Below are 25,262 nucleotides of genomic sequence, written 5' to 3'. Positions count from 1 at the left end.
GGGAGGAGTACAAAGGATTCACGGCCCGCGAGACCAAGGACATCCGAGAGGAACACCTTCAACCGCAATCAGGCCCCACGGACCGATGCATGAACACCGGGCACCCACGCGACGTCGACCCGTCGATTACGGGCCAGCCGCACCAGGCGACGGGCAAAGAACCCGACCTGATGGGCAATATCTCGAGGACGCTTGGTAACCCGGTGAACATGCCAGCGGCGGTACGAGTATTCGTACCGCCGCAACCCGTTTCTCGGACCTTCCCCCGCTACGCGGCACCCCGCTGCAGCGCCTCGCAGACGGCCGTCGACTCCCTGACGCCCAGCTCGATCGCCTTGCCGCAGTGGTTGATCCAGGCCGCCATCCCCTCCGGCGTACCGGAGACATAGCCGTCGAGCGCGGCCGCGTAGGCCGCACGGCCGAGTTCGGCGTGGCCCAGCTCCGCCGGGCAGACGGACTTCGGGTCGAGGCCGCTGCCCACCAGGACGATGCGCTCGGCGGCCCGTGCGACCAGGCCGTTGTGCGAGCCGAAGGGGCGCAGGGCGAGCAGCTCGCCGTGCACGATGGCGGCGTTCACCAGGGCGGGTGCCGAGCTCTCGGCGATGATCAGCTGCGAGAGCCCCTCCAGGCGGCCCGCCACCTCGTCGGCGTCCGGCACCGGGAGTTCGACGAGCGGCTCGTCGACCGGCTCGCCCGTGAGCCTCGGCCGGCCCACCGCGTCGCTCTTGTCGGCCGCCGCGACCAGGTGGAGGCGCGCGAGCACGCGCAGGGGCGACTGGCGCCAGATGGAGAGAAGTTGACCCGCCTCGGCGGTCAGTCGCAGGGCGGCGCCGACCGTGGGCGCCTCCTTGTCGCCGTCGCCGCCGCTGAAGTCGGTGCGCCTGCGCACCTCTTCGAGCGGCCAGTCGGCACCGGAGAGCGCCGCGCTGCCGCGCGCCCCGCGCAGCGCTGCCTCGGAGGTGATCTCGTTGCTGCGACGGCGCATGACCCGGTGCCCGTAGACCCGGTCCACGGCCTTGCGCACGGAGTCCACGGAATCGGCCACGCCCGGCAGGTCTGCCAGGGCGGCGAGGGGGTCGGCTGTCGTACTCATGAGTACGACACTACGGGCCACGCGGCGCCGCCCCACGAAGGAGTGGTCTTCTTCACGCGACATCGACACGCACGGCGACCGTGCGGATACCCTTTGTGAACATGAAGATCGCTTTCGTCGGGAAGGGCGGCAGTGGCAAGACCACGCTGTCCTCCCTGTTCATCCGCCACCTCGCCGGTACCGGCTCCCCGGTCGTCGCCGTCGACGCCGACATCAACCAGCACCTCGGAGCCGCGCTCGGGCTCGACGAGGGCGTCGCGGGCGAGCTGCCCGCGCTGGGGGCCCGGCTGCCCCTGATCAAGGACTATCTGCGCGGCTCGAACCCGCGGATCGCCTCGGCCGACACGATGATCAAGACGACGCCGCCCGGCGAGGGCTCCCGGCTGCTCAGGGTGCGCGAGAACAATCCGGTGTACGACGCCTGCGCCCGCGATGTGGAACTCGACGGCGGGGCCGTGCGTTTGATGGTCACAGGACCCTTCACCGAGGCCGACCTCGGTGTCGCCTGCTACCACTCCAAGACCGGCGCGGTGGAGCTGTGCCTCAACCACCTCGTCGACGGCCGGGGCGAGTACGTGGTGGTCGACATGACCGCGGGCTCGGACTCGTTCGCCTCGGGCATGTTCACGCGCTTCGACATGACGTTCCTGGTCGCCGAGCCGACCCGCAAGGGGATCTCGGTCTACCGCCAGTACAAGGAGTACGCGCGGGACTTCGGGATCGAGCTGAAGGTGGTGGGCAACAAGGTGCGGGATGCGGACGACCTGGAGTTCCTGCGCTCCGAGGTCGGCGACGACCTGCTCGTCACCGTCGGGCACTCGGACTGGGTGCGCGCCATGGAGAAGGGTCGCCCGCCGCGCTTCGAGCTCCTGGAGGAGCCCAACAAGGCGTCCCTGCAGGCCCTTCAGTCCGCGGCCGACGCCACGTACGAGGCCCGCGACTGGGAGCGCTACACGCGCCAGATGGTCCACTTCCACCTGAAGAACGCCCAGAGCTGGGGCAACGAGAAGACGGGGGCCGACCTGGCGGCCCAGGTCGACCCCGACTTCGTACTGCGGGAGAGCGTCACGGCGACCGCCTGACGCGGTCGCGGAACAAGTGCCGTACCGCGGCTACGACTTGGCGGCCGGGGCTCCCGGTACCCCCTTCGGGGCCGGGGCCCGCTCGGCGCCGAGGTAGGAGGACCAGCCTTGCTTCGGCCGCTCGCCCACTCCGAGGCCCCCGAGCTTCTTCAGGGTCTTCGGGTCCTGGGCGTCGAGCCAGTCGGCGAGCTGCCGGAAGGAGACGCAGCGGACCTCGGGCTTGGTGCAGACCCGCTCGACCGTCTCCTCGACGGCGCGCATGTAGGTGCCGCCGTTCCAGGACTCGAAGTGGTTGCCGATGACGAGCGGCGCGCGGTTGCCCTTGTAGGCGCGGTCGAAGCCCGCGAGCAGGCTGTCGCGCATCTGGTCGCCCCAGTACTCGCGCTTCGCGGGATCGCCCTGGGTCGCCGTGCCGGACTGGTTGACCATGAAGTTGTAGTCCATGGTCAGCTGCTCGTAGGAGTGGCCCCGGAACGGGACGAGTTGCATCGACAGGTCCCACAGGCCGTTCTTCTTCTTGGGCCAGACCTGGTCGTTGACGCCGCTGGTGTCGTAGCGGAAGCCGAGCTCGCTCGCGGCGCGCGTGAAGTTGTCCTTGCCCTCGAGGCAGGGGGTGCGGGCGCCGATGAGCTCCTTGTCGTAGTCGAAGGGCAGCGGCGCGGACCGGTTCAGGCCGGTGTTGCTCTTCCAGCCCTTCACGAAGGACTTGGCCTGCTGGATCTCGCTCTTCCACTCGGCCACCGACCACTGGCCGACGCCGCCGTTCTTGCCGCAGAAGTGGCCGTTGAAGTGGGTGCCGATCTCGTTGCCCTCGAGCCAGGCGCCGCGCAGTTGCTCGACGGTGTCCTTGATTCCCTTGGCGTCGTTGAAGCCGATGTCCGAGCGGCCGGCCGAGTGCTGCGGCGCGTGGTACTTGTCGGCCTTGTCCTGCGGGAGCAGGTACACGCCGCTCAGGAAGTACGTCATGGTCGCGTTGTTCTCCTTCGCGACCTTACGGAAGTGCGAGAAGAGCTTCTGGCTGTCCTCGCCCGCGCCGTCCCAGGAGAAGACCACGAACTGCGGTGGCTTCTGCCCCGGTCTGAGCCGCTCGGCCTTCGGCAGGTTCGGCTGCCGCCCGGTGTACGCGGTCGAGCCGTCGCCGATGAGCTTGATCGCGCTGCCCGGCTTGGCCTTCTTCGGGCCGGGGGCACCCTGGCGGGGCTCTGCCTTCTCGGCGCGGGGCTCGGTCTTCTCGGCGCGGTGCTCGGCGGAGCGGCCGGTTTCCCCGGTGGCGCATCCGGCGAGTGCCGCGGCGCACGCCACGGCGGCGGTGATGCCCGCGGCGAGCCGCTTGGCGGCGGTCCTGTGGGTGGCGGCCATCTTCCGCCCACCTTCTTCCTGGAGTCGGCTTGTGTGGCGGTGGAATGCGAGAAACGCCCGTTATGTACGGACATCGCCGACACCGTGGCACGAGAGCCGAACCGAATTAGTCCGACAAGCCGACCAGGATTCTTATTCACTACTGAGCGTGAACCGTTGACCCATTTGCCCCTTTAATCCGTCCACAACCTTTACTCTGCATTACGATTCATTTACCGAGCGTTGATTTCATCCCGCCGCTGCACGCCGTGAACCACGGCCGCGATCGACCCCACCCACCACTCAGGGGTCACCCCCACATTCCGCGACCGCGCTGCACCCCGGAGGAGACGGGAACCATGTCAGCCTGCGTACCCACCCGCACCAGTGACTCCGACCGGCCGGGCGAGCCCACTGGCTCCGCCCGTACCGCGCACAGTCCACCGCCCACGCCCCGCCGCTTCCGCCTCGCGGGAGCCGACCTCTCCGCGTCCGTCGCGGTCTTCCTCATCGCCCTGCCGCTGTCCCTCGGCATCGCCCTCGCGACCGGCGCACCACTGGAGTCGGGGCTCGTCGCCGCCGCCGTCGGCGGGATCGTCGCCGGCTGCGTAGGCGGCGCGCCGCTCCAGGTCAGCGGGCCCGCCGCCGGCCTCACCGTCGTCACCGCCGAGCTGATCCAGCGCTACGGATGGCGGACCACCTGCGCCGTCACCGTCCTCGCCGGAATCGCCCAACTCGGCCTCGGCTGCCTACGGGTGGCCCGCACCGCCCTCGCCGTCAGTCCCGCCGTCGTGCACGGCATGCTCGCCGGCATCGGCGTCACCATCGCCGTCGCCCAGCTGCACATCGTGCTCGGCGGCAACCCCGACAGCTCCGTACTCGCCAACGTGGCATCCCTGCCGGGCCAGTTGGCCGACGCCCAGCCCGCCGCCCTCGGCGTCAGCGCGCTCACGCTCACCGTCCTGCTCGCCTGGCCGCGCATCCCGGGGCGGGTCGGCGGCTGGGCCCGCAAAGTACCGGCCGCGCTCATCGCCGTGACCGCCGCGAGCGGCACCGCCGCACTGCTCGGGCTCAGCCTGCCCGAGGTCGACCTGCCCTCCTGGAGCAGTCACGCGCTCGCCGGGCTGCCGGAAGGGCCCGTGCTCGGCCTCGTCGCCGCCGTCCTGACCACCACGCTCGTGTGCAGCGTGCAGTCGCTGCTCGGGGCGGTCGCCGTGGACAAGATGACCGCCAAGCGGCCCGATCTGCCGCCCGCGATGCGCCGCTCGAACCTGGACCGGGAACTGCTCGCCCAGGGCGCGTCGAACATCGTCTCCGGCTCGCTCGGCGGGCTGCCCGTCGCCGGGGTCGCGGTGCGCAGCACGGCCAATGTGAACTCGGGCGCCGTGAGCGGGAACTCCTCGATCCTGCACGGCGTTTGGGTAGTAGCCGCCACGCTGCTCCTGGTCCCCGTCCTGGAGCTGATCCCGCTCGCCGCGCTCGCCGCCCTGGTGATGGCGGTCGGCGTCCAGATGGTGTCCCTGAACCACATCCGCACGGTCACCCGCCACCGCGAGGTCCTGGTCTACGCGGTCACCACCCTCGGCGTCGTCGTCTTCGGCGTGCTCGAAGGCGTCGGGCTCGGGGTCGCGGTCGCGGTCGGCGTCGCCCTGCACCGCCTCGCGCGCACCCGCATCACGCACGAGGTGGATTCCCGCGGCGTCCACCACGTGCGCGTACGAGGGCAGTTGACGTTCCTCGCGGTGCCCCGGCTCAGCCGGACCCTGCACCAGGTGCCGCACGGCTCGGACTGCGTCGTGGAACTGGACGGGTCCTTCATGGACCACGCCGCGTACGAGGCGCTGCAGGACTGGCAGAAGTCGCACGCCGCGCAGGGCGGCGGGGTCGAGGTCGCCGGACGGGGAGGGGCCAGGATCGCCGAACCCGCCAGCGCGAGCCACACCTGCTGCCGCCCCTGGACGCCGTGGCGCAACCACCACTGCGACCGGCCCTCGCACGCCCCGCGGGAGGCCGGCACCGCCGAGCCGAGGCGCGCCGGAAGCCATCAACTGGCCAGCGGGATCAGCGCGTTCCAGCGCAATACGGCGCCGCTGGTGCGCGAGGAGCTGGCCCGGCTCGCGCGCGAGGGGCAGAAGCCCACGCAGCTCTTCCTCACCTGCGCCGACTCGCGGCTCGTCACCTCGATGATCACGTCCAGCGGTCCCGGCGACCTCTTCGTCGTACGGAATGTGGGCAACCTCGTGCCGCCGCCCGGCGCGGAGAGCGCGGACGACTCGGTGGCGGCCGCCATCGAGTACGCCGTGGACGTGCTGAACGTCCAGTCGATCACCGTATGCGGGCACTCCGGATGCGGGGCCATGCAGGCGCTGTTGAACTCGCCGCCGCACGCGGGCGCTCAGACGCCGCTCAAGCGCTGGCTGCGGCACGGGGTACCGAGCCTGGAGCGGATGTCCGACGCGGTCCTGCCGTGGGCACGGCTCGCCGGGCGGGCGCCCGCCGACGCGGTCGAGCAGCTCTGCCTGACCAATGTCGTCCAGCAGTTGGAGCACCTGCGGGAGCACGAGTGCGTGGCGCGCGCCCTGGAGCGGGGCGCGCTCGAACTGCACGGCATGTACTTCCACGTCGGGGAGGCCCAGGCGTATCTGCTCGCGGAGGCCGATCCCGTCTTCGGACAGGTCGCGGCCACCGCGCTCGACGGCAGCCTCGACGAAGGAAGCGCCACGCGGGCCTGAACCAACCCCGCCCCGCCTCCGTGCAACAGATGAGACCGTAGGGCTCCCGACCAGGTCGGGAGCCCTACGCGTACAGGTCTAAACCAGTTCGTGGACCCCCCTTGTCACCAGGGGTCGCGGTCTGATGAGCTGTGGCCTGGGACACAACGGTCGCCTCCGACACAAATACTGCATGGGAGAAGCGTCGTGAGCAACGAAAGCCTGGCCAACCTTCTTAAGGAGGAGCGACGCTTCGCGCCGCCCGCTGACCTGGCCGCGAACGCCAACGTCACGGCCGAGGCGTACGAGCAGGCCAAGGCTGACCGGCTCGGTTTCTGGGCCGAGCAGGCCCGCCGCCTCACCTGGGACACCGAGCCGACCGAGACGCTCGACTGGTCGAACCCACCGTTCGCCAAGTGGTTCAAGGACGGCAAGCTCAACGTCGCGTACAACTGCGTCGACCGGCACGTGGAGGCCGGCAACGGCGACCGCGTCGCGATCCACTTCGAGGGTGAGCCCGGCGACAGCCGCGCGATCACCTACGCCGAGCTCAAGGACGAGGTCAGCCGGGCCGCGAACGCGCTGACCGAGCTGGGAGTTCAGGCCGGTGACCGGGTCGCCGTCTACCTGCCGATGATCCCGGAAGCCGTCATCTCGATGCTCGCCTGCGCGCGCATCGGCGCCGCGCACTCCGTCGTCTTCGGCGGTTTCTCGGCCGACGCCATCGCCAAGCGCATCGAGGACGCCGACGCCAAGGTCGTCATCACCTCCGACGGCGGCTTCCGGCGCGGCAAGCCGTCCGCGCTGAAGCCCGCGGTCGACGAGGCGCTGACCCGCGTATCCGTCGAGAAGGTCCTCGTCGTGCAGCGCACGAAGCAGGACGTGGCGTGGACCGAGGGGCGCGACCTGTGGTGGCACGAGACGGTCGGGCGCCAGTCCACCGAGCACGCGCCGCAGGCCTTCGACGCCGAGCAGCCGCTCTTCATCCTGTACACGTCGGGCACGACGGGTAAGCCGAAGGGCATCCTGCACACCTCCGGCGGCTACCTGACGCAGGCCAGCTACACCCACCACGCCGTCTTCGACCTCAAGCCGGAGACGGACGTCTACTGGTGCACGGCCGACATCGGCTGGGTCACCGGCCACTCGTACATCACGTACGGCCCGCTCTCGAACGGCGCGACGCAGGTCATCTACGAGGGCACCCCGGACACCCCGCACCAGGGCCGGTTCTGGGAGATCGTGCAGAAGTACGGCGTCTCGATCCTCTACACGGCGCCGACCGCGATCCGCACGTTCATGAAGTGGGGCGACGAGATCCCCGCGAAGTACGACCTGAGCAGCCTGCGGGTGCTCGGCTCCGTGGGCGAGCCGATCAACCCCGAGGCCTGGGTCTGGTACCGGAAGAACATCGGCGCCGACAAGTGCCCCGTCGTGGACACCTGGTGGCAGACCGAGACCGGCGCGATCATGATCTCGCCGCTGCCGGGCGTCACGGAGGCCAAGCCGGGCTCCGCGCAGCGCGCGCTGCCGGGCATCTCGGCGACGGTCGTCGACGACGAGGCGAACGAGGTGCCGAACGGCGGCGGTGGCTACCTGGTCCTCACCGAGCCGTGGCCGTCGATGCTGCGCACCATCTGGGGCGACGACCAGCGGTTCATCGACACGTACTGGTCCCGCTTCGAGGGCACGTACTTCGCCGGTGACGGCGCCAAGAAGGACGAGGACGGCGACATCTGGCTGCTCGGCCGGGTCGACGACGTCATGCTCGTCTCCGGGCACAACATCTCGACCACCGAGGTCGAATCGGCGCTCGTCTCGCACGAGGCCGTCGCCGAGGCCGCCGTGGTCGGTGCCGCCGACGAGACGACCGGCCAGGCCATCGTCGCCTTCGTGATCCTGCGCGGCAGCGCGAACGCGGAGGACGAGTCGCTGGTCGCGGACCTGCGCAACCACGTCGGCTCCGTGCTCGGCCCGATCGCCAAGCCGAAGCGCATCCTGCCGGTCGCGGAGCTGCCGAAGACCCGCTCCGGCAAGATCATGCGCCGCCTCCTGCGCGACGTCGCGGAGAACCGGGCGGTGGGCGACGTCACGACGCTCGCCGACTCCTCCGTGATGGACCTGATCCAGGCGGAGCTGCCGTCGGCGTCCAGCGAGGACTGACCGGCGTACGACCGAGGCACCACGGGACGGGCATCCGGCGAACGCGCCGGGTGCCCGTCCCGTGCATAAGGTGATGATCACCAAGCAGGCCGGGCACCCTGTAGGGTAAATGTCGCGTCAAGGACGCGACAGAGATCCAACAGGTGCGCCGGGAAGTCTGGTCGGCAACGCAGTCAGCCGTACCCGACTGGAGGTCTCCCCCGTGAGCGCGCCCCACAACAAGTCCGACCGCAAGGCATTCGGCCGCCTCTCGCTGCCCGAGCGCACCTTCGTGGCCGACGCGCTGCGCACCGAGACGGTCGGCGGCGTCCTGCTCCTCGTGGCCGCGGTCGCCGCGCTCGTCTGGTCCAACATTCCGGCCCTGCACGACAGCTACGAGGCCGTCAGCGACTTCCACATCGGCCCGAGCGCCCTCGGCCTGGACCTCTCCATCGAACACTGGGCCGCCGACGGACTCCTCGCGATCTTCTTCTTCGTCGCGGGCATAGAACTCAAGCGCGAGCTCGTCGCGGGCGACCTGCGCGACCCCAAGGCCGCCGCGCTGCCCGTCGTCGCCGCCCTCTGCGGAATGGCGACACCGGCGCTCGTCTACGTGGTCGTCAACGCGTTCGGCGGCGGATCGATGTCCGGCTGGGCCGTGCCGACCGCCACCGACATCGCCTTCGCGCTCGCCGTCCTCGCCGTCATCGGTACGTCGCTGCCGAGCGCCCTGCGCGCGTTCCTGCTGACCCTCGCGGTGGTCGACGACCTCTTCGCGATCCTGATCATCGCGATCTTCTTCACGGACGACCTGAACTTCGCCGCGCTCGGCGGCGCCTTCCTCGGCCTCGCCGTCTTCTGGCTGCTGCTGCGGAAGCGGGTGCGCGGCTGGTACATCTACGTTCCGCTGGCCCTGGTCATCTGGGGGCTGATGTACAACAGCGGCGTGCACGCCACCATCGCCGGTGTCGCCATGGGCCTGATGCTGCGCTGCCACCGCGAGGACGGCGAGGAGCACTCCCCCGGCGAGCACATCGAGCACCTGGTGCGGCCGCTCTCCGCGGGGCTTGCGGTACCGCTGTTCGCGCTGTTCAGCGCCGGTGTCGCGGTGTCGGGCGGGGCCCTGGGGGATGTCTTCACCCAGCCGGAGACGCTCGGCGTGGTGCTCGGTCTCGTCGTCGGCAAGGCGCTCGGCATCTTCGGCGGCACCTGGCTGACGGCCCGCTTCACCAAGGCCTCGCTCTCCGACGAGCTGGCCTGGCCCGATGTGTTCGCGGTGGCCTCGCTCGCCGGCATCGGCTTCACGGTCTCGCTGCTCATCGGGGAACTCGCCTTCACCGACGACCCCTTGCTGACCGACGAGATCAAGGCGTCCGTGCTGATCGGCTCGCTGATCGCGGCGGTGCTCTCCAGCGTGCTCCTGAAGATCCGGAACGCCAAGTACCGCTCCCTGTACGAGGCCGAGAACCGGGACGACGACCTCTCCGGCGTCCCCGACATCTACGAAGAGGGCCAACCGGAGTACCACCTCCGGATGGCCGAGATCTACGAGAAGAAGGCCGCGGAACACCGCAGGCTTGCGCAAGTGGCGGCCGGGGCAGGCGGCAAGGACGAGCGTCCGGCATGATCTGACGGAGAGTCCGCGCGGTACGGGCACGAGCAGTACGCGCATAAGAAGCAGCCACAGAAGAACAGGGGAGTACGCGATGAGCGCACCCGACGACAACCCGGTCGGCGCCGAACGCAGCATCGGCCAGCTGTTCGCATCGGCGACGGCCGAGATGTCCGCGCTGGTGCACGACGAGATCGCGCTGGCCAAGGCGCAGCTGAAGCGGGACGTGAAGCGGGGTGCCGTCAGCGGCGGCGCACTCGCGGCCGCCGGGGTGGTCCTCACCTTCTCGCTGCCGATGCTGAGCTTCGCGCTCGCGTACGGGATCAACTCGTGGACCGGCGGACACAACGGCGAGGGCGGCTGGAACCTCGCCTGGTGCTTCCTGCTGTCGTTCGCCGCGAGCTGTGTCCTCGCCGGGCTGCTCGCGATCATCGGCATCGCGTTCGCCAAGAAGGCCGCGAAGGGCAAGGGCCCGCAAAAGACCGCCGCCTCGTTCAAGGAGACGGCAGGCGTACTCCAGAACGCCAAGCCGCACCCCCGTGAGGTGACCGCGGACGGCCATGACACGAAGGCCATCGAGGCTGTGGCACGCTCGTCCTCATGACGGACCCTGCCACTCCATCGGCCCAGCCGCCCGTATCCTCCGTACTCCTCGACGTCCCCGGTGAGCACAAGCTGACCCACCGGGACGTCGCGGCGAACGGCGCGCGCTTCCACATCGCGGAGATGGGCGACGGACCGCTGGTCCTGCTCCTGCACGGCTTCCCGCAGTTCTGGTGGACGTGGCGGCACCAGCTCGTCGCGCTCGCCGACGCCGGCTTCCGGGCCGTGGCGATGGACCTGCGCGGAGTGGGCGGCAGCGACCGTACGCCGCGGGGTTACGACCCGGCGAACCTCGCGCTCGACATCACCGGCGTGGTGCGCTCGCTCGGCGAGCCCGACGCGGCGCTCGTCGGCCACGACCTCGGCGGCTACCTCGCCTGGACCGCGGCCGTGATGCGCCCCAAGCTGGTGCGCCGGCTCGTGGTCTCCTCGATGCCGCATCCGCGCCGGTGGCGCTCGGCGATGCTGGCTGACTACCGGCAGTCGCGCTCGGGCTCGTACGTCTGGGGCTTCCAGCGCCCCTGGCTGCCCGAGCGGCAGCTGCTCGCGAACGACGGCGAACTGGTGGGCAAGCTGGTCCGCGACTGGTCGGGGCCGCACCAGCCCGACGACGCCACCGTGCGGACGTACCGGCAGGCCATGTGCATCCCGTCGACCGCGCACTGCTCGATCGAGCCGTACCGGTGGATGGTGCGCTCCCTCGCGCGCCCCGACGGGATCCAGTTCAACCGGCGGATGAAGCGCCCCGTGCGGGTTCCTACGCTGCATGTGCACGGCTCCCTCGACCCGGTGATGCGCACCCGCAGCGCGGCGGGCTCGGGCGAGTACGTGGAGGCCCCCTACCGCTGGCGCCTCTTCGACGGCCTCGGCCACTTCCCGCATGAAGAGGATCCGGCCGCGTTCTCGAAGGAGCTCGTGAACTGGCTGAAAGACCCGGAACCCGACCGGTAGACCCAGGCGAAGGCGCCGCTCCCGGCTGGGGGTCCGGGGGTTATCCCCCGGGAAGACACAGTCCGCACGAGGAGGATCCGGCCGCGTTCTCGAAGGAACTGGTCAACTGGCTGAAGGATCCCGAACCGGATCGGTGAGCCCTGTTTGGTGCGGTTACGACAGGGGGAACACCTGTGCTTCGAACGGCCAATTGCCCGGCGCATACGCCAATTTGGGGAGCGTGAGGGCGGTTACCGACCATGGGGCAGGGGCACACGTCGGGGTATGGGCTGGACGCACGACTACAGTGACGCAGCACGCAATCGCCGCCCAGCGATGACGCTGGGCTCTCCCCAGAGGGGGGCGCCGGACGGCTGGTCGGCGCATGATCCCCAGCTGGGCATTCCGCGCATTCTGCGGCGCCGGGCCCGCTGGGTGTCCGCGCGGATCCGGCACGGCAGTCGGGGCTGACCGCCCCTTCCACACCCGCTGACTACAGCGCGCAGGCGTCCGTGTCGACCTGCTGGTTCGCCGTACGGCCGCGCGCGATGTCGGTGCTGATCTCGTCGCCGGACAGCGCGTAACCCGTCTCGGAGTCGTCCAGGGACTTGGCGAACACCACGCCGTAGACCTGGCCGCTCGGAGTCAGCAGCGGTCCGCCGGAGTTGCCCTGACGGACCGTCGAGAACAGCGAGTACACATCGCGGCGCACGGTGCCCCGGTGGTAGATGTCCGGGCCGTTCGCCGTGATGCGGCCGCGTACGCGCGCGGAGCGCACGTCGTACGCGCCGTTCTCCGGGAAGCCCGCGACGATCGCGCCGCCGCCGCGCTGCGCGTCGGTGTCCGTGAACTGGAGCGGGGGCGCCTTCAGGGCCGGCACGTCCAGGACCGCGATGTCGCGCTTCCAGTCGTAGAGCACGACCTTCGCGTCGTACTTCACGCCCTCGCCGCCTATCTGGACGGTGGGTTCGTCGACTCCACCGACCACATGCGCGTTCGTCATCACGCGGCGGTCGGAGAACACGAAGCCGGTGCCCTCGAGGACCTTGCCGCAACTGGGCGCCTGGCCCACGACCTTGACGATGGAACGCTTCGCGTTGAGCGCCACCCGGCTGTTCGCCAGCGCCGGGTCCGGCGGCTGCACTTCGGCGATCGGCTCGTTCGCGAACGGGCTGAAGACCTGGGGGAAACCGTTCTGCGCGAGGGTCGAGGAGAAGTCGGCGAACCAGGTGTCCGCCTGCGTGGGCAGCGCCTGCGAAACGCCCAGCAGCACCTTCGAGTTGCGTACTTCCTTGCCGAGCGTGGGCAGGGACGTGCCCGCGAGGGCGGAGCCTATGAGCCAGGCGACCAGGAGCATCGCCGCCACGTTGACCACCGCGCCGCCCGTCGCGTCGAGCGCGCGGGCCGGCGACCAAGTGATGTATCTGCGCAGCTTGTTTCCCAAGTGCGTGGTGAAGGCCTGGCCGACGGAGGCGCAGACGATCACGACGACCACGGCGACGACCGCGGCGGTCGTGGTGACCTCCGCGTCACTGGTGATCGCGTCCCACAGGAGAGGCAGCGCGTAGACCGCGACGAGGCCGCCGCCGAGGAACCCGATCACCGACAGGATGCCGACGACGAAGCCCTGGCGGTAGCCGACGATCGCGAACCAGGCGCCCGCGGCGAGCAGCAGGATGTCCAGCACGTTCACCGATTCACGCCCCGCCTTGCATCTCGCCTCGCCCCTGTCGGCCTGTGCTCGTGATTCACGGCGCCCACCCTGTCACGACCGCCAATCGAGTGGGACCGTCTTTGATCGGTCCCAGGGGCGCTCCCACCCCGCGTAGTGCAGCAGCCGGTCGATCACGCCCGCGGTGAACCCCCAGACCAGGGCGGATTCCACCAGGAAGGCCGGACCCTGGTGGCCGCTCGGGTGGACCGTCGTCGCCCGGTTCTCCGGGTCGGTGAGATCCGCCACGGGGACCGTGAAGACGCGCGCCGTCTCCGCCGGGTCGACCGCCGCGACGGGTGAGGGCACCCGCCACCACCCCAGTACGGGCGTGACGACGAAGCTGCTCACCGGGATGTAGAGCTTCGGCAGCACGCCGAAGAGCTGGACGCCGCCCGGGTCGAGCCCCGTCTCCTCCCACGCCTCCCGCAGGGCCGCGTGCAGCGGGCCGTCGGCGAGCGGGTCGCCGTCCTGCGGGTCGAGGGCGCCGCCGGGGAACGAGGGCTGACCCGCATGCGATCTGAGCGAGCCTGAGCGCTCCATGAGCAGCAGCTCGGGCCCGCGCTCCCCCTCGCCGAACAGGATCAGCACGGCGGACTGCCGGCCCGCCCCGCTCTCGGGCGGCAGGAAGCGGCTCAGCTGCTCACCGCGGACGGTGGCGGCGGCGTGGGCCACGGGGTCCAGCCAGGCGGGCAGTCCCTCGGTACGAAGCGTCACGTCGGAGGGCGGCGGGCCGGCCGCGCCGTGCGGTCCACCCGGCCCGTGCGCACCCGCCGGGCCGTGCGCCCCGGCCGCCGTCCCCTCCGCCCCGCCGCTCATCCCGTCGATCTCGCTCACGTGCTTCATCGCCGCCCCCTCGCGGTGTGCTGGGCCAAGCCCCGACTGCCCTCCGATACGGTCCGTCACGCCTCCCGGCCGGCCAGGGGCGGCGCGGGCAGGCCGCCCGCGTCCAGGTACGACCGCGGGGGCTTGAGGCGCTGGCCGGGGAAGCCGCCCTTCTCGTACTTGAGCAGCTTCTCCGCCTTCTGCGGGTCCGTCTCGCCCTCCCCGTACGCCGGGCAGAGCGGGGCGATGGGGCAGGCGCCGCAGGCCGGCTTGCGGGAGTGGCAGATGCGGCGGCCGTGGAAGATCACGTTGTGACTGAGCTGGGTCCAGTCGCTCTTCGGGAAGAGCGCGCCGACGGCCGCCTCGACCTTGTCGGGGTCCGTCTCCTCGGTCCACTTCCAGCGGCGCACCAGGCGGCCGAAGTGCGTGTCGACGGTGATGCCGGGCCTGCCGAACGCGTTCCCCAGCACCACGAAGGCCGTCTTGCGGCCCACGCCGGGCAGCTTGACCAGGTCTTCGAGGCGGCCGGGCACCTCGCCGCCGAAGTCCTCGCTCAGCGCCTTGGCCAGGCCCATGATCGAGCGCGTCTTGGCGCGGAAGAAGCCGGTCGGCCGGATCAGCTCCTCGACCTCCTCCGGGTTGGCCGCTGCCAGGTCCTCGGGGGTCGGGTACTTCGCGAACAGGGCCGGTGTCGTCTGATTGACCCGCAGGTCCGTCGTCTGGGCCGACATCACCGTGGCCACCAGGAGCTGGAAGGGGTTCTCGAAGTCCAGCTCCGGGTGGGCGTACGGGTACACCTCGGCGAGCTCCCGATTGATCTTCCGGGCACGCCGGACGAGCGCGGTGTGCGACTCGGGCCGGGCGGCGGCCTTCTTCGGAGCGGCCTTCTTCGCCGGGGCCGCGGGCGAGGCGGTCGCCCGCGGGGCAGCCGCCTTCTTCGCTGCGGTCTTCTTCGGGGCCGCCGCCTTCTTCGCTGCGGTCTTCTTCGCGGGCGCGGACATCGACTAGGCGGCCTTCCCCTGTACGGACACTGACTTGAGTACGGGCGCGGCCCCGAGCACGCTCACCGGAGCAACCGTCAGACCCCTGGTCACGGCCTCGGGTGCACCTTTCTGCGCCTGTTCGCCCACAGCGGAATCGAGATCGTCCAGCACCGTCACGACCCCCTTCGCCTGCGCTCTCACCGGCATTTTGAACACTCGGCCAGCCTAAAGCCCGGCACTGACATCCGCCCCGAAGCCGCCGGATCGCTCCACGATTGGCCCCCTCCCCCTCGGGTTGTGGCGCGGGTGCGGCAGACTTGTGTACGAGTGACTGATCACACTGTTTGGACCGTCCGGCAAAATGGGCAGTGGAAATGATCGACAACCGGGGTGATCCGGTCGATTCGATCGGGCCCACTCCCGATGCAGGCGACATAGGAGAGAAACTCGTGGACGACGTTCTGCGGCGCGCCCCGCTCTTCGCGGCGCTCGATGACGAGCAGGCCGCGGAGCTCCGCGCCTCCATGAGTGAGGTGACCCTCGCACGCGGCGACGCCCTGTTCCACGAGGGCGACCCCGGAGACCGCCTGTACGTGGTCACCGAGGGCAAGGTGAAGCTCCACCGCACTTCCCCCGACGGGCGCGAGAACATGCTCGCCGTCCTCGGCCCCGGCGAGCTGATCGGCGAGCTCTCGCTGTTCGACCCGGGACCGCGCACCGCCACCGCCAGCGCCCTCACCGAGGTCAAGCTGCTCGGCCTCGGCCACGGCGACCTCCAGCCCTGGCTGAGCGCCCGCCCCGAGGTGGCCACGGCGCTGCTGCGCGCCGTCGCCCGGCGCCTGCGCAAGACCAACGACCAGATGTCCGACCTGGTCTTCTCCGACGTGCCCGGCCGTGTGGCCCGTGCGCTCCTCGACCTGTCGCGCCGCTTCGGCGTGCAGTCCGAGGAAGGCATCCACGTCGTGCACGACCTGACGCAGGAAGAGCTGGCCCAGCTGGTCGGCGCCTCCCGCGAGACGGTCAACAAGGCGCTCGCGGACTTCGCGGGCCGCGGCTGGCTCCGCCTGGAGGCCCGCGCCGTGATCCTCCTGGACGTGGAGCGCCTCGCGAAGCGTTCGCGCTGACCAGACACCATGCCTACGCAGACGGGTCCCGCCACATCTCGTGGCGGGACCCGTCCACGTAGTACCGCACAGCGGCACCTGGTACCGCATCAGCGGCACACCGAGCGGGACCCGTCCACGTAGCGACGCGCAGCGCCACCGACGCGCGAAGACCCCAAGGGGGAGCCCTCGATGACACAGTCGGCCGAACTCGTCACCCGTTTCGAGGAGGAGCGCGGGCGGCTGCGCTCCGTGGCGTACCGGATGCTCGGTTCGCTGAGCGAGGCCGAGGACGCCGTGCAGGAGGGCTGGCTGCGCCTGCAGCGGGCCGAGACGGACGACGTGCGGAACCTGAGCGGCTGGCTGACCACCGTCGTCGGGCGGATCTGCCTGGACATGCTGCGCACCCGCACGGCGCGCCGCGAGGACCCGCTGGAGGACGGGACGGCGGAGATCCGCCTCCCCGACCCGGTGGTCCGCCCGGTCGACCCCGTCCACGAGGCCGAACTCGCGGACTCCGTGGGGCTCGCGCTGCTCGTCGTGCTCGACACCCTCGCGCCCGCGGAACGCCTCGCCTTCGTCCTGCACGACATGTTCTCGGTGCCGTTCGAGGAGCTCGCGCCCATCGTGGAGCACACCCCCGCCGCGACCCGGCAGATGGCCAGCAGGGCGCGACGCCGGGTGCAGGAGGCGCAGGTGCCCCAGGACACCCCGCCGGCCCGGCAGCGCGAGGTCGTCGACGCCTGGCTGGCCGCCACGCGCGTGGGCGACTTCGAGGCGCTGCTCGAACTCCTCGACCCGGACGTCCTGTTGCGCGTCGACGCGGGCCCCGGCACCGCCACAGGACTGCTCCGCGGCGGCCTCGCGGTGGCCAAGCAGGCCGCGTTCTACGGGAAGCTGGCGCAGGCGGCGTACCCGGCGTTCGTCGGCGACGGGCTCGGCATCGTGCAGGCGCCCCGCGGCCAGGTCGTGTCGGTGCTGGCCTTCACGTTCCGCGGCGGCATGGTCGTCGGCGTCGACATCATCGCGGACCCGCCGCGCCTGGCCGCCCTCGGCATCACGTGGCCGCAGGCGACCGAAGACAGGCCATAGCGCCCTAGATCAGCCCGTGTTCGCGCAGGTACTCGAGCTGGGCCCGCACGCTCAGCTCGGCCGCCGGCCACAGCGAGCGGTCCACGTCCGCGTACACGTGCGTCACGACGTCCGGCGCGGACACGTACCCGTTCTCGACGGCCGTCTCGACCTGGGCGAGCCGGCCCGCGCGGTGCGCCAGGTAGAACTCGACCACGCCCTGCGCGTCCTCCAGTACGGGACCGTGGCCGGGCAGCACCGTGTGCACCCCGTCGTCGACCGTCAGCGACCGCAGGCGGCGCAGCGAGTCGAGATAGTCGCCCAGGCGGCCGTCCGGGTGGGCCACCACGGTCGTGCCGCGGCCGAGGACGGTGTCCCCGGTCAACACGGCCTGATCGGCCGGGAGATGGAAGCACAGCGAGTCCGCGGTGTGGCCGGGGGTCGGTACGACGCGCAGCTCCAGGCCGCCCGTGGTGATCACGTCACCGGCGGCCAGCCCCTCGTCCCCGAGGCGCAGCGCCGGGTCGAGCGCCCGCACCTTCGTCCCGGTCAACTCGGCGAACCGGCCCGCCCCTTCGGCGTGGTCCGGGTGGCCGTGCGTGAGGAGGGTGAGCGCGACCCGCTTGCCCGCCTTCTCGGCGACGTCCATGACGGCGTGCAGGTGCGCGTCGTCCAGCGGTCCCGGGTCGATCACGACGGCGAGGTCGCTGTCCGGCTCGGCGACGATCCAGGTGTTGGTGCCGTCGAGGGTCATCGCGGACGGGTTGGGCGCCAGCACGTTGATCGCGCGGGCGGTGGCGGGGCCCGAGAGGACCCCGCCGCGGGGCTGTCCTGGCAGGGCCGCTGCTTCGGTCATGAGGAGGCTCCCCCGTTGCTTTCGCTCTTCCCGGTCGGGATGTGCTTGGTGAACTCGTCGTGCCCCGGCCAGGACAGCACCAGCTCGTCGTCCTCCATGCGCGCCCGCGCGAGGACGGGGGTGAGATCGCGCCCCGCCGCCCCGTCCAGGGCGGCGCCCACGCGCGCGTACTCGGCGAGCGTGCGCAGCGTCGCGATCGTCGGCGGCATCATCGTCAGCTCGCCCCGGTCGTACTGGGCCGCGGCCCGCCCCGGCCCGATCCACACCGTGCGGTCGGCCTCGGAGGAGTCGTCGCTGGTGCGCTGGCCCGCCGGGAGCGCTGCCACGAAGAACCACGTGTCGTAGCGGCGCGGCTCGAACTCCGGGGTGATCCAGCGGGCCCACGCGCCCAGCAGGTCGGAACGCAGCACCAGGCCACGGTTCTCCAGGAACTCGGCGAAGGACAGGTCCCGGTCGATCAGCGCCTGCCGGTCGGCCTGCCACCGCTCGCCCGTCGTGTCGTCGACGACGGTGTCCGGGGTGGGCCCGGCGAGCAGCACGCCCGCTTCCTCGAAGGTCTCCCGCACGGCCGCGCAGACGATCGCCTGGGCCTCCGGCTCCGGCACCCCGAGCCGCTCGGCCCACTCCGCGCGCGTGGGGCCCGCCCAGCGGACGAGCCGGTCGTCGTCGCGGGGGTCGACGCCGCCGCCCGGATACGCGTAGGCACCGGCCGCGAACTTCATCGACGTACGTCTGCGGAGCATGTGCACCTCGACGCCATCGGCGGCGGCGTCCTGCCTGAGCAGCATCACGGTCGCCGCCCTGCGCGGAGTCGCGGGCGTGAGCGTGCCGTCGGTGAGGGCACGGATGCGTTCCGGCCACTCTGGGGGATACCACTGCCCATTTGCCATGGCCGGAGGCTAACCGGTGACGCCAGGATGTTCGAGAGGCCGCCCGATACCAAGATCGGACGGCCTCCCGGAACACGGCCTGCGCGCACGCACACGCGCGTAGGCGGACGTCAGCGGCTCACGCCTCGGTGAGCTCCACCTGGATCTCGACCTCGACCGGCGCGTCCAGCGGCAGCACGGCCACGCCGACGGCGCTGCGCGCGTGCACGCCCTTGTCGCCGAGGACCTCGCCGAGCAGCTCGCTCGCGCCGTTGATGACGCCCGGCTGACCGGTGAAGTCCGTGGCGGAGGCCACGAAGCCGACGACCTTCACGACACGCGCGATGCGGTCCAGGTCACCGGCGACGGATTTCACGGCCGCGAGCGCGTTCAGCGCGCAGGTGCGGGCCAGGTCCTTGGCCTGCTCGTCGGTGACCTCGTCGCCGACCTTGCCGGTCAGCGGCAGCTTGCCGTCGACCATGGGCAGCTGACCCGCCGTGTACACGTACACACCGGACTGCACGGCCGGCTGGTACGCGGCGACCGGCGGCACGACGGGCGGCAGGGTCAGGCCCAGCTCGGCGAGCCGCGCGTCGACGACGCCGCTCACGCCTGCTTCTCGCGCTTCAGGTATGCCACCAGCTGCTCCGGGTTGTTCGGCCCCGGCACGACCTGGACCAGCTCCCAGCCGTCCTCGCCCCAGGTGTCCAGGATCTGCTTCGTCGCGTGCACGAGGAGCGGCACGGTCGCGTATTCCCACTTCTTTGCCATGGCCCCGACTGTATCCGCCGGACATGGCCGAAGCGTTCCGGAGGCTGCTGCGTGGATGTCCGAGGTACTGGTTAGGCTCGAATACGTGAGCAGGCTCCAGGTCGTCAGCGGCAAGGGCGGGACCGGAAAGACCACGGTCGCCGCCGCGCTCGCGCTCGCCCTCGCGACCGAGGGCAAGCGCACTCTCCTCGTGGAGGTCGAAGGCAGACAGGGCATCGCACAGCTCTTCGAGGCGGAAGCGCTCCCCTACGAGGAGCGGAAGATCGCCGTCGCTCCGAATGCAGGAGCGGCGCGAAGCGCCTCAGGTAGGGATGGTGGCGGGCGACGGGCGGGCGGCGGGGAGGTGTTCGCCCTCGCCATCGATCCCGAACTGGCGCTGCTCGACTACCTCCAGATGTTCTACAAACTGGGCGGCGCGGGCCGCGCCCTGAAGAAGCTGGGCGCGATCGACTTCGCGACCACCATCGCGCCAGGCCTGCGGGACGTGCTCCTGACCGGCAAGGCCTGCGAGGCCGTGCGCCGCAAGGACAAGCAGGGCCGGTACGTCTACGACTACGTGGTGATGGACGCGCCGCCCACCGGCCGCATCACCCGGTTCCTGAACGTGAACGACGAGGTCGCCGGGCTCGCCAAGATGGGCCCGATACACAATCAGGCGCAGGCGGTCATGCGCGTCCTCAAGTCCCGCGAGACCGCGGTGCACCTGGTGACCCTCCTGGAGGAGATGCCGGTGCAGGAGACCCTCGACGGGGTCGCCGAACTGCGCGCCGCGAAGCTCCCGGTGGGACGGATCATGGTGAACATGGTGCGACCCGCGCTTCTGGGGGAACCCGCCCTGGCACTGACCTCCGACGGCGAGGTCCGTCCGGCGGTCACCGAAGCCCTGACGGCCGCCGGGCTCGGCAGCGCCAAGCGGCTCGTCGGCCCGCTGCTCGCGCAGGCCGGGGAGTACGCCGAGCGCTACGCCCTGGAGCGCGCCCAGCGCGACCAGCTCGCCGCGGCGGGCCTCCCACTGCACGAACTGCCCTTGCTCACCGAGGGCATGGACCTCTCCGGGCTCTACACGCTCGCCGAGGAACTGCGACAGCAAGGGATTTAGGGGACCGTTTCGATGACGCTGGATCCGCGCGCCTCGCTCGATGTCGACCCGCTGCTCGACGACCCGGCCACCCGCATCGTGGTCTGCTGCGGCAGCGGCGGCGTCGGCAAGACCACCACGGCCGCCGCCCTCGGCCTGCGGGCCGCCGAGCGCGGCCGCAAGGTCGTCGTCCTCACCATCGACCCGGCCCGCAGGCTCGCCCAGTCCATGGGCATCGACTCGCTGGACAACACGCCGCGCCAGGTGAAGGACATCGACAACGGCTCGGGCGGCGAGCTGCACGCGATGATGCTCGACATGAAGCGCACGTTCGACGAGATCGTCGAGGCGCACGCGGACGAGGAGCGCGCGAAGGCGATCCTCTCCAACCCCTTCTACCAGTCACTCTCCGCGGGCTTCGCCGGCACGCAGGAGTACATGGCGATGGAGAAGCTGGGCCAGCTGCGCTCGCGCGACGAGTGGGACCTGATCGTCGTCGACACCCCGCCCTCGCGCTCCGCGCTCGACTTCCTGGACGCGCCGACGCGGCTCGGCTCCTTCCTCGACGGCAAGCTGATCCGGCTGCTCATGGCGCCCGCGAAGGTCGGCGGGCGGGCGGGCATGAAGTTCCTGAACGTCGGGATGTCGATGATGACCGGCACCCTCGGCAAGCTGCTCGGCGGTCAACTCCTGCGCGACGTGCAGACGTTCGTGGCCGCGATGGACACGACGTTCGGCGGCTTCCGCACGCGCGCGGACGCCACGTACAAGCTGCTGCAGGCCCCCGGCACGGCGTTCCTCGTGGTCGCCGCGCCCGAGCGGGACGCGCTGCGCGAGGCCGCGTACTTCGTGGAGCGCCTGGCCGCCGAGAAGATGCCGCTGGCCGGGCTCGTACTGAACCGGGTGCACGGCAGCGGCGCGAGCCGGCTGTCCGCCGAGCGGGCGCTTGCCGCCGCAGAAAATCTTGACGAGCGCCGCATTGTGGATCAGACGGGCGGGAAGGAAGAGGATCGTGCCACTCCCGAGGCACTCCCCGAGGCATCCTCCGAAGCGCCCATCGAGGCATCCCCAGAAACATCAGGGTCCGGCCCCACGGCCGAACCCAGCATGGAACAACTGACCGCGGGACTCCTGCGGTTGCACGCGGAGCGCATGCAGGTGGTCGCGCGCGAACAGCGCACGCGTGACCGCTTCACTGCACTGCATCCCGAGGTCGCCGTGACCGAGGTCGCGGCCCTGCCCGGCGATGTGCACGACCTGGCAGGCCTCAGGAACATCGGAGAACGGCTCGCGGCCGGTGGCACTCCGGCCGGAGCAGCTTCATGAGCCGTACGTGGTCGATGTGACCGGTGCTGCGCGGCGAGCCGGCTAACCGACGGCCGCGTACCTCTCGTACGTCTCGTCGTTCTCCAGTTCCACGGGCAGCAGGCCCGCGCCGCGCTCGTACTCCGTACGCGCCGTCTCGAGCAACCTGCGCCACGAGGTGACCGTCGGACGCCTGCGCAGCAACGCGCGGCGCTCCCGCTCCGTCATGCCACCCCACACGCCGAACTCGACGCGATTGTCCAGCGCGTCCGCCAGGCACTCGGTCCGCACGGGACATCCCGTGCACACCGCCTTCGCCCGGTTCTGCGCTGCTCCTTGAACGAACAGTTCGTCCGGATCGGTAGTGCGGCAGGCCGCCTGCGCACTCCAGTCGACTACCCAGCCCATACCGGCGCCGTCCTCTCCCGAATCGAGGCTCCCCCACGGCGGCAGCGGCATATTCACCGCCGCCAGTTGAGGACGTTACGGAAGGTGGGCACAGCGCAACACCCCCTTCGGGCCCAATCTTGAATGGCCCGAACGGACTATGCGTAAGCGGCAGATCACCCGACGGAGTGACCGGAGGACATGCGTAATAACCCCGGCAAAACGGGACAGTTCACTTGAGTCACAACGGGCGTCGAGTGACACACAAGGCGGTTTCGGACACCCCCTGAGCCCTACGCGAAGCTCCGCGAAAGGGTCCGGGAATGACTACAAGAGGCACTTCATACGTACTCATACGTGCCGGGAACGATTCGGGGTCGTCCCGCATCTTGATACGAGACCGCACTGCTGTGACAGTTGAGTGCAGCTTAGGCCAAGGCATATACGCCTGTCCGGAGAATCGACACGTAGGCTGCCCCGTATGGGAAAGAAGCGCTCGGGCGGTGGCGGCGGTACGTCGCCGGCCCAACAGGCCGCCAAGTTCCTCGGAGTCAGCGTGCTCGCCGGAGCCGTACTGGCGGGGATCGCCCTGCCCGCGGCAGGCGCGCTCGGCCTCGCGGCCAAGGGTTCGGTCGAGGGATTCGACGAGATCCCGGCGACGTTGAAGACCCCGCCGCTGAGCCAGCGGACCACGATCCTGGACAACCAGGGCGGGAAGATCGCGACCACGTACTCGCGCGACCGCACCGTCGTGAAGCTCGACGACATCTCGCCGTACATGCAGAAGGCGATCGTCGCGATCGAGGACTCGCGGTTCTACGAGCACGGCGCCGTCGACGCCAAGGGCATCCTGCGCGCGATCAACGCCAACGCGCAGAACGGCGGCGTCTCGCAGGGCGCCTCCACCCTCACGCAGCAGTACGTGAAGAACGTCTTCATGGAAGAGGCGGGCGACGACCCGACCAAGCTGGCGCAGGCGACTCAGCAGACCATCGGCCGCAAGGTCAAGGAGCTGAAGTACGCGATCCAGGTGGAGAACGAGGTCGGCAAGAAGAAGATCCTCAACAACTACCTGAACATCACCTACTTCGGGCAGCAGGCCTACGGCGTCGAGGCCGCGGCCCAGCGCTACTTCTCCAAGCCGGCCAAGGACCTGAACATCCAGGAGTCGGCGATGCTCGCCGGCATCGTGCAGTCGCCCAGCCGCTACGACCCCGTCAACGACGAGGCCGAGGCGAAGAAGCGGCGCAACATCGTGCTGCAGCGGATGGCCGAGACGCACGACATCACGCGGGCCGAGGCCGAGAAGGCCAAGAAGACCCCGATCGGCCTCAAGGTCAGCAGGCCGCAGAACGGCTGCATCACCGCGGAGCACGGCGCGGCGTTCTTCTGCAAGTACGTCGAGCAGGCCTTCAAGAACAACCCGGCCTTCGGCAAGACCCCGGAGGAGCGCGCCAAGGTCTGGAACCGCGGCGGCCTGACGGTGAAGACGACGCTCGACCCGCAGGCGCAGGAGTCGGTGCAGGACTCCATGAAGCGGCACGTCTACCAGTCGGACAAGGTCGACGCCGCGGGCGCGTTCGTCGAGCCGGGCACCGGCAAGGTCCTCGCCATGGGCCAGTCGAAGCCGTACGGCTCGGACGCCAGCAAGAACGAGTCGGAGATGAACTACTCCGTCAACTACCGGGACGGCGGCTCCAACCTCGGCTTCCCGACCGGTTCGACGTTCAAGCCGTTCGTGGCGGCCGCGGCCCTGGAGAAGGGCACGTCGGTGACGAAGCAGTACCCGGCGCCGTACCAGATGCCCTACCCGAGCCGCGTCCAGACGTGCAGCGGCAAGCCGTGGGTCAACGACGGCGGCTACAAGCTGGAGAACGAGAACGAGTCGGAGGTCGGCCCGTACCGCCTCAAGGAGGCGATGGCCAAGTCCATCAACACGTACTTCGTGGAGATGATCGGCGACATCGGCATGTGCCCGGTCGTGAAGATGACCGACAAGCTGGGCGTGGTGCAGGGCAACGGCAAGAAGGTCGACGAGGTCCCCTCCTCGATGACCCTCGGCTCGACCGGCCTGTCGCCGCTGACGATGGCCTCCGCCTACGCGGCGTTCGCCAACCGCGGCACGTACTGCACGCCGATCGCCATCGAGTCGATCACCGACCCCAACGGCAAGGCGCTCGACGTGCCGAAGTCGAAGTGCTCGCGGGCGATGTCGGCGTCGACCGCCGACAAGATCAATACGCTGCTCAGCGGCGTGATCGACTCCGGTACGGGCAAGGCGGCCGGGCTCTCCGGCCGGGACAACGCCGGTAAGACCGGTACCACCGACGCCCGCAAGAACGCCTGGTTCGCCGGCTACACGCCGAACCTGTCCGGCGCCGTCTGGGTCGGCAGCGCCTCGCAGGCCGTCGAGATGACCGACATCACCATCGGCGGCCAGTACCACGAGAAGGTCTTCGGCGCCGACACCCCGGGCCCGATCTGGCGCGACGCGATGACCGGCGCGCTCTCCGGCAAGGAAGCGCCCACCTTCAACAAGGTGCACATCCCGGACCCGGACAAGAAGAAGGACAAGGGCGGGGACAAGCGCGACAAGCCCGAGCCCGGTGACGACGGGGGCAACGGCGACAGCGACCCGCTGCCCGACATCTCGATCCCGCCGGACCTGATCGGCGGCGGAAACGGGAACGGGGGCGGGGGCGGCTGGGGCCGCCACTGACCCCCGGCGAAGGGCCCCCGCGAAGGGCCTCCTGCGAAAGACGGAAGAGGGCGCACCCCGCGCGGGGTGCGCC

The 25,262-nt window shown here is 70.4% G+C and carries 21 protein-coding genes; 11 read left to right on the top strand and 10 right to left on the bottom strand.

All coding sequences use genetic code 11. The annotated features are described in order from the left end of the window. Positions 1–268: 268 nt before the first annotated feature. Entirely contained in the window at positions 269–1,093 is an 825-nt protein-coding gene (locus tag ACFV9W_RS20210; protein WP_385762712.1) for an oxidoreductase, read from the bottom strand. A 101-nt stretch (positions 1,094–1,194) separates the two neighbouring features. On the opposite strand from ACFV9W_RS20210, the gene ACFV9W_RS20205 reads away from it, so the two are divergent. Continuing rightward, positions 1,195–2,175 (top strand): ATP-binding protein, encoded by a 981-nt coding sequence (locus ACFV9W_RS20205; protein WP_385762710.1) that lies wholly within the window; start codon positions 1,195–1,197, stop codon positions 2,173–2,175. A 30-nt stretch (positions 2,176–2,205) separates the two neighbouring features. Here ACFV9W_RS20205 and ACFV9W_RS20200 read toward each other — a convergent pair whose 3' ends face one another. Then, complete coding sequence (locus tag ACFV9W_RS20200; RefSeq protein WP_385762708.1) at positions 2,206–3,534, bottom strand: hypothetical protein; 1,329 nt, start codon at positions 3,532–3,534, stop codon at positions 2,206–2,208. 338 nt (positions 3,535–3,872) lie between these two features. On the opposite strand from ACFV9W_RS20200, the gene ACFV9W_RS20195 reads away from it, so the two are divergent. The 5 genes from ACFV9W_RS20195 to ACFV9W_RS20175 all read left to right on the top strand — a co-directional run bounded on the left by ACFV9W_RS20195 (position 3,873) and on the right by ACFV9W_RS20175 (position 11,532). After that, the gene (locus ACFV9W_RS20195; protein ID WP_385762706.1) at positions 3,873–6,245 is read left to right on the top strand and encodes a bifunctional SulP family inorganic anion transporter/carbonic anhydrase; all 2,373 of its coding nucleotides are present in this window, start codon (positions 3,873–3,875) and stop codon (positions 6,243–6,245) included. 186 nt (positions 6,246–6,431) lie between these two features. After that, entirely contained in the window at positions 6,432–8,387 is a 1,956-nt protein-coding gene (gene acs, locus ACFV9W_RS20190; protein ID WP_385762704.1) for an acetate--CoA ligase, read from the top strand. Between the two features lie 202 nt (positions 8,388–8,589). Continuing rightward, on the top strand, positions 8,590–9,993 hold the full coding sequence (gene nhaA / locus ACFV9W_RS20185; RefSeq protein WP_385762702.1) for a Na+/H+ antiporter NhaA: 1,404 nt from the start codon (positions 8,590–8,592) through the stop codon (positions 9,991–9,993). Positions 9,994–10,072: 79 nt separating this feature from the next. Further along, complete coding sequence (locus tag ACFV9W_RS20180) at positions 10,073–10,582, top strand: phage holin family protein (RefSeq protein ID WP_385762699.1); 510 nt, start codon at positions 10,073–10,075, stop codon at positions 10,580–10,582. After that, entirely contained in the window at positions 10,579–11,532 is a 954-nt protein-coding gene (locus ACFV9W_RS20175; protein WP_385762696.1) for an alpha/beta fold hydrolase, read from the top strand. Before ACFV9W_RS20180 ends, ACFV9W_RS20175 begins: the two co-directional genes overlap by 4 nt. Positions 11,533–12,004: 472 nt before the next feature. Here the strand turns inward: ACFV9W_RS20175 and ACFV9W_RS20170 are convergent, their stop codons facing one another. From ACFV9W_RS20170 to nth, 3 genes are all read right to left on the bottom strand, one after another. Then, a complete protein-coding gene (locus ACFV9W_RS20170; protein ID WP_385762694.1) occupies positions 12,005–13,204 on the bottom strand; it encodes a MarP family serine protease in 1,200 nt (399 codons plus the stop codon). Between the two features lie 72 nt (positions 13,205–13,276). Further along, on the bottom strand, positions 13,277–14,041 hold the full coding sequence (locus ACFV9W_RS20165; protein ID WP_385762928.1) for an NUDIX hydrolase: 765 nt from the start codon (positions 14,039–14,041) through the stop codon (positions 13,277–13,279). 83 nt (positions 14,042–14,124) lie between these two features. After that, positions 14,125–15,048 carry an endonuclease III gene (gene nth / locus ACFV9W_RS20160; RefSeq protein WP_385762691.1) on the bottom strand — a complete coding sequence of 308 codons (924 nt, stop codon included), beginning with the start codon at positions 15,046–15,048 and terminating at the stop codon, positions 14,125–14,127. 431 nt (positions 15,049–15,479) lie between these two features. Between nth and ACFV9W_RS20155 the strand changes: the two genes are divergently transcribed. Continuing rightward, positions 15,480–16,154 (top strand): Crp/Fnr family transcriptional regulator, encoded by a 675-nt coding sequence (locus ACFV9W_RS20155; protein ID WP_356387200.1) that lies wholly within the window; start codon positions 15,480–15,482, stop codon positions 16,152–16,154. A gap of 171 nt (positions 16,155–16,325) precedes the next feature. After that, a complete protein-coding gene (locus ACFV9W_RS20150) occupies positions 16,326–17,225 on the top strand; it encodes a sigma-70 family RNA polymerase sigma factor (protein ID WP_385762689.1) in 900 nt (299 codons plus the stop codon). Between the two features lie 4 nt (positions 17,226–17,229). Here ACFV9W_RS20150 and ACFV9W_RS20145 read toward each other — a convergent pair whose 3' ends face one another. The 4 genes from ACFV9W_RS20145 to ACFV9W_RS20130 all read right to left on the bottom strand — a co-directional run bounded on the left by ACFV9W_RS20145 (position 17,230) and on the right by ACFV9W_RS20130 (position 19,700). Further along, complete coding sequence (locus tag ACFV9W_RS20145; RefSeq protein ID WP_385762687.1) at positions 17,230–18,060, bottom strand: MBL fold metallo-hydrolase; 831 nt, start codon at positions 18,058–18,060, stop codon at positions 17,230–17,232. Next, entirely contained in the window at positions 18,057–18,950 is an 894-nt protein-coding gene (locus tag ACFV9W_RS20140) for an NUDIX hydrolase (RefSeq protein WP_385762685.1), read from the bottom strand. Before ACFV9W_RS20140 ends, ACFV9W_RS20145 begins: the two co-directional genes overlap by 4 nt. A gap of 118 nt (positions 18,951–19,068) precedes the next feature. Beyond that, on the bottom strand, positions 19,069–19,539 hold the full coding sequence (locus tag ACFV9W_RS20135) for a RidA family protein (protein WP_356387189.1): 471 nt from the start codon (positions 19,537–19,539) through the stop codon (positions 19,069–19,071). After that, positions 19,536–19,700, bottom strand: coding sequence for a DUF4177 domain-containing protein (locus ACFV9W_RS20130; protein WP_073494871.1), 165 nt, complete (start codon positions 19,698–19,700; stop codon positions 19,536–19,538). Before ACFV9W_RS20130 ends, ACFV9W_RS20135 begins: the two co-directional genes overlap by 4 nt. An 85-nt stretch (positions 19,701–19,785) precedes the next feature. Between ACFV9W_RS20130 and ACFV9W_RS20125 the strand changes: the two genes are divergently transcribed. After that, complete coding sequence (locus ACFV9W_RS20125; protein ID WP_385762683.1) at positions 19,786–20,799, top strand: ArsA-related P-loop ATPase; 1,014 nt, start codon at positions 19,786–19,788, stop codon at positions 20,797–20,799. Positions 20,800–20,811: 12 nt separating this feature from the next. Then, complete coding sequence (locus ACFV9W_RS20120; RefSeq protein ID WP_385762681.1) at positions 20,812–22,104, top strand: ArsA family ATPase; 1,293 nt, start codon at positions 20,812–20,814, stop codon at positions 22,102–22,104. A gap of 42 nt (positions 22,105–22,146) precedes the next feature. On the opposite strand, the gene ACFV9W_RS20115 is transcribed toward ACFV9W_RS20120, so the two are convergent. Next, positions 22,147–22,491: a WhiB family transcriptional regulator gene (locus ACFV9W_RS20115; RefSeq protein WP_356387178.1), complete on the bottom strand. Its 345-nt coding sequence runs from the start codon at positions 22,489–22,491 to the stop codon at positions 22,147–22,149. A gap of 460 nt (positions 22,492–22,951) precedes the next feature. On the opposite strand from ACFV9W_RS20115, the gene ACFV9W_RS20110 reads away from it, so the two are divergent. Next, the gene (locus ACFV9W_RS20110) at positions 22,952–25,189 is read left to right on the top strand and encodes a transglycosylase domain-containing protein (protein WP_385762678.1); all 2,238 of its coding nucleotides are present in this window, start codon (positions 22,952–22,954) and stop codon (positions 25,187–25,189) included. The last annotated feature ends 73 nt before the right edge of the window (positions 25,190–25,262 follow it).

Origin of the sequence: Streptomyces sp. NPDC059897 (assembly GCF_042730865.1) — a bacterium.
GTDB lineage: Bacteria > Actinomycetota > Actinomycetes > Streptomycetales > Streptomycetaceae > Streptomyces.
Note: the sequence above shows the minus strand (reverse complement) of the source record. Positions and strands in the feature narration are given on the sequence as shown.

Coding starts and splice junctions, on each gene's coding strand:
- ACFV9W_RS20200 (WP_385762708.1), bottom strand. CDS start 3,534: ATGGCCGCCACCCACAGGACCGCCGCCAAGCGGCTCGCCGCGGGCATC.
- ACFV9W_RS20130 (WP_073494871.1), bottom strand. CDS start 19,700: ATGGCAAAGAAGTGGGAATACGCGACCGTGCCGCTCCTCGTGCACGCG.
- ACFV9W_RS20165 (WP_385762928.1), bottom strand. CDS start 14,041: ATGAGCGGCGGGGCGGAGGGGACGGCGGCCGGGGCGCACGGCCCGGCG.
- ACFV9W_RS20110 (WP_385762678.1), top strand. CDS start 22,952: ATGGGAAAGAAGCGCTCGGGCGGTGGCGGCGGTACGTCGCCGGCCCAA.
- ACFV9W_RS20175 (WP_385762696.1), top strand. CDS start 10,579: ATGACGGACCCTGCCACTCCATCGGCCCAGCCGCCCGTATCCTCCGTA.
- ACFV9W_RS20120 (WP_385762681.1), top strand. CDS start 20,812: ATGACGCTGGATCCGCGCGCCTCGCTCGATGTCGACCCGCTGCTCGAC.
- ACFV9W_RS20210 (WP_385762712.1), bottom strand. CDS start 1,093: ATGAGTACGACAGCCGACCCCCTCGCCGCCCTGGCAGACCTGCCGGGC.
- ACFV9W_RS20115 (WP_356387178.1), bottom strand. CDS start 22,491: ATGGGCTGGGTAGTCGACTGGAGTGCGCAGGCGGCCTGCCGCACTACC.
- ACFV9W_RS20150 (WP_385762689.1), top strand. CDS start 16,326: ATGACACAGTCGGCCGAACTCGTCACCCGTTTCGAGGAGGAGCGCGGG.
- nth (WP_385762691.1), bottom strand. CDS start 15,048: ATGTCCGCGCCCGCGAAGAAGACCGCAGCGAAGAAGGCGGCGGCCCCG.
- ACFV9W_RS20180 (WP_385762699.1), top strand. CDS start 10,073: ATGAGCGCACCCGACGACAACCCGGTCGGCGCCGAACGCAGCATCGGC.
- ACFV9W_RS20205 (WP_385762710.1), top strand. CDS start 1,195: ATGAAGATCGCTTTCGTCGGGAAGGGCGGCAGTGGCAAGACCACGCTG.
- ACFV9W_RS20195 (WP_385762706.1), top strand. CDS start 3,873: ATGTCAGCCTGCGTACCCACCCGCACCAGTGACTCCGACCGGCCGGGC.
- ACFV9W_RS20140 (WP_385762685.1), bottom strand. CDS start 18,950: ATGGCAAATGGGCAGTGGTATCCCCCAGAGTGGCCGGAACGCATCCGT.
- ACFV9W_RS20145 (WP_385762687.1), bottom strand. CDS start 18,060: ATGACCGAAGCAGCGGCCCTGCCAGGACAGCCCCGCGGCGGGGTCCTC.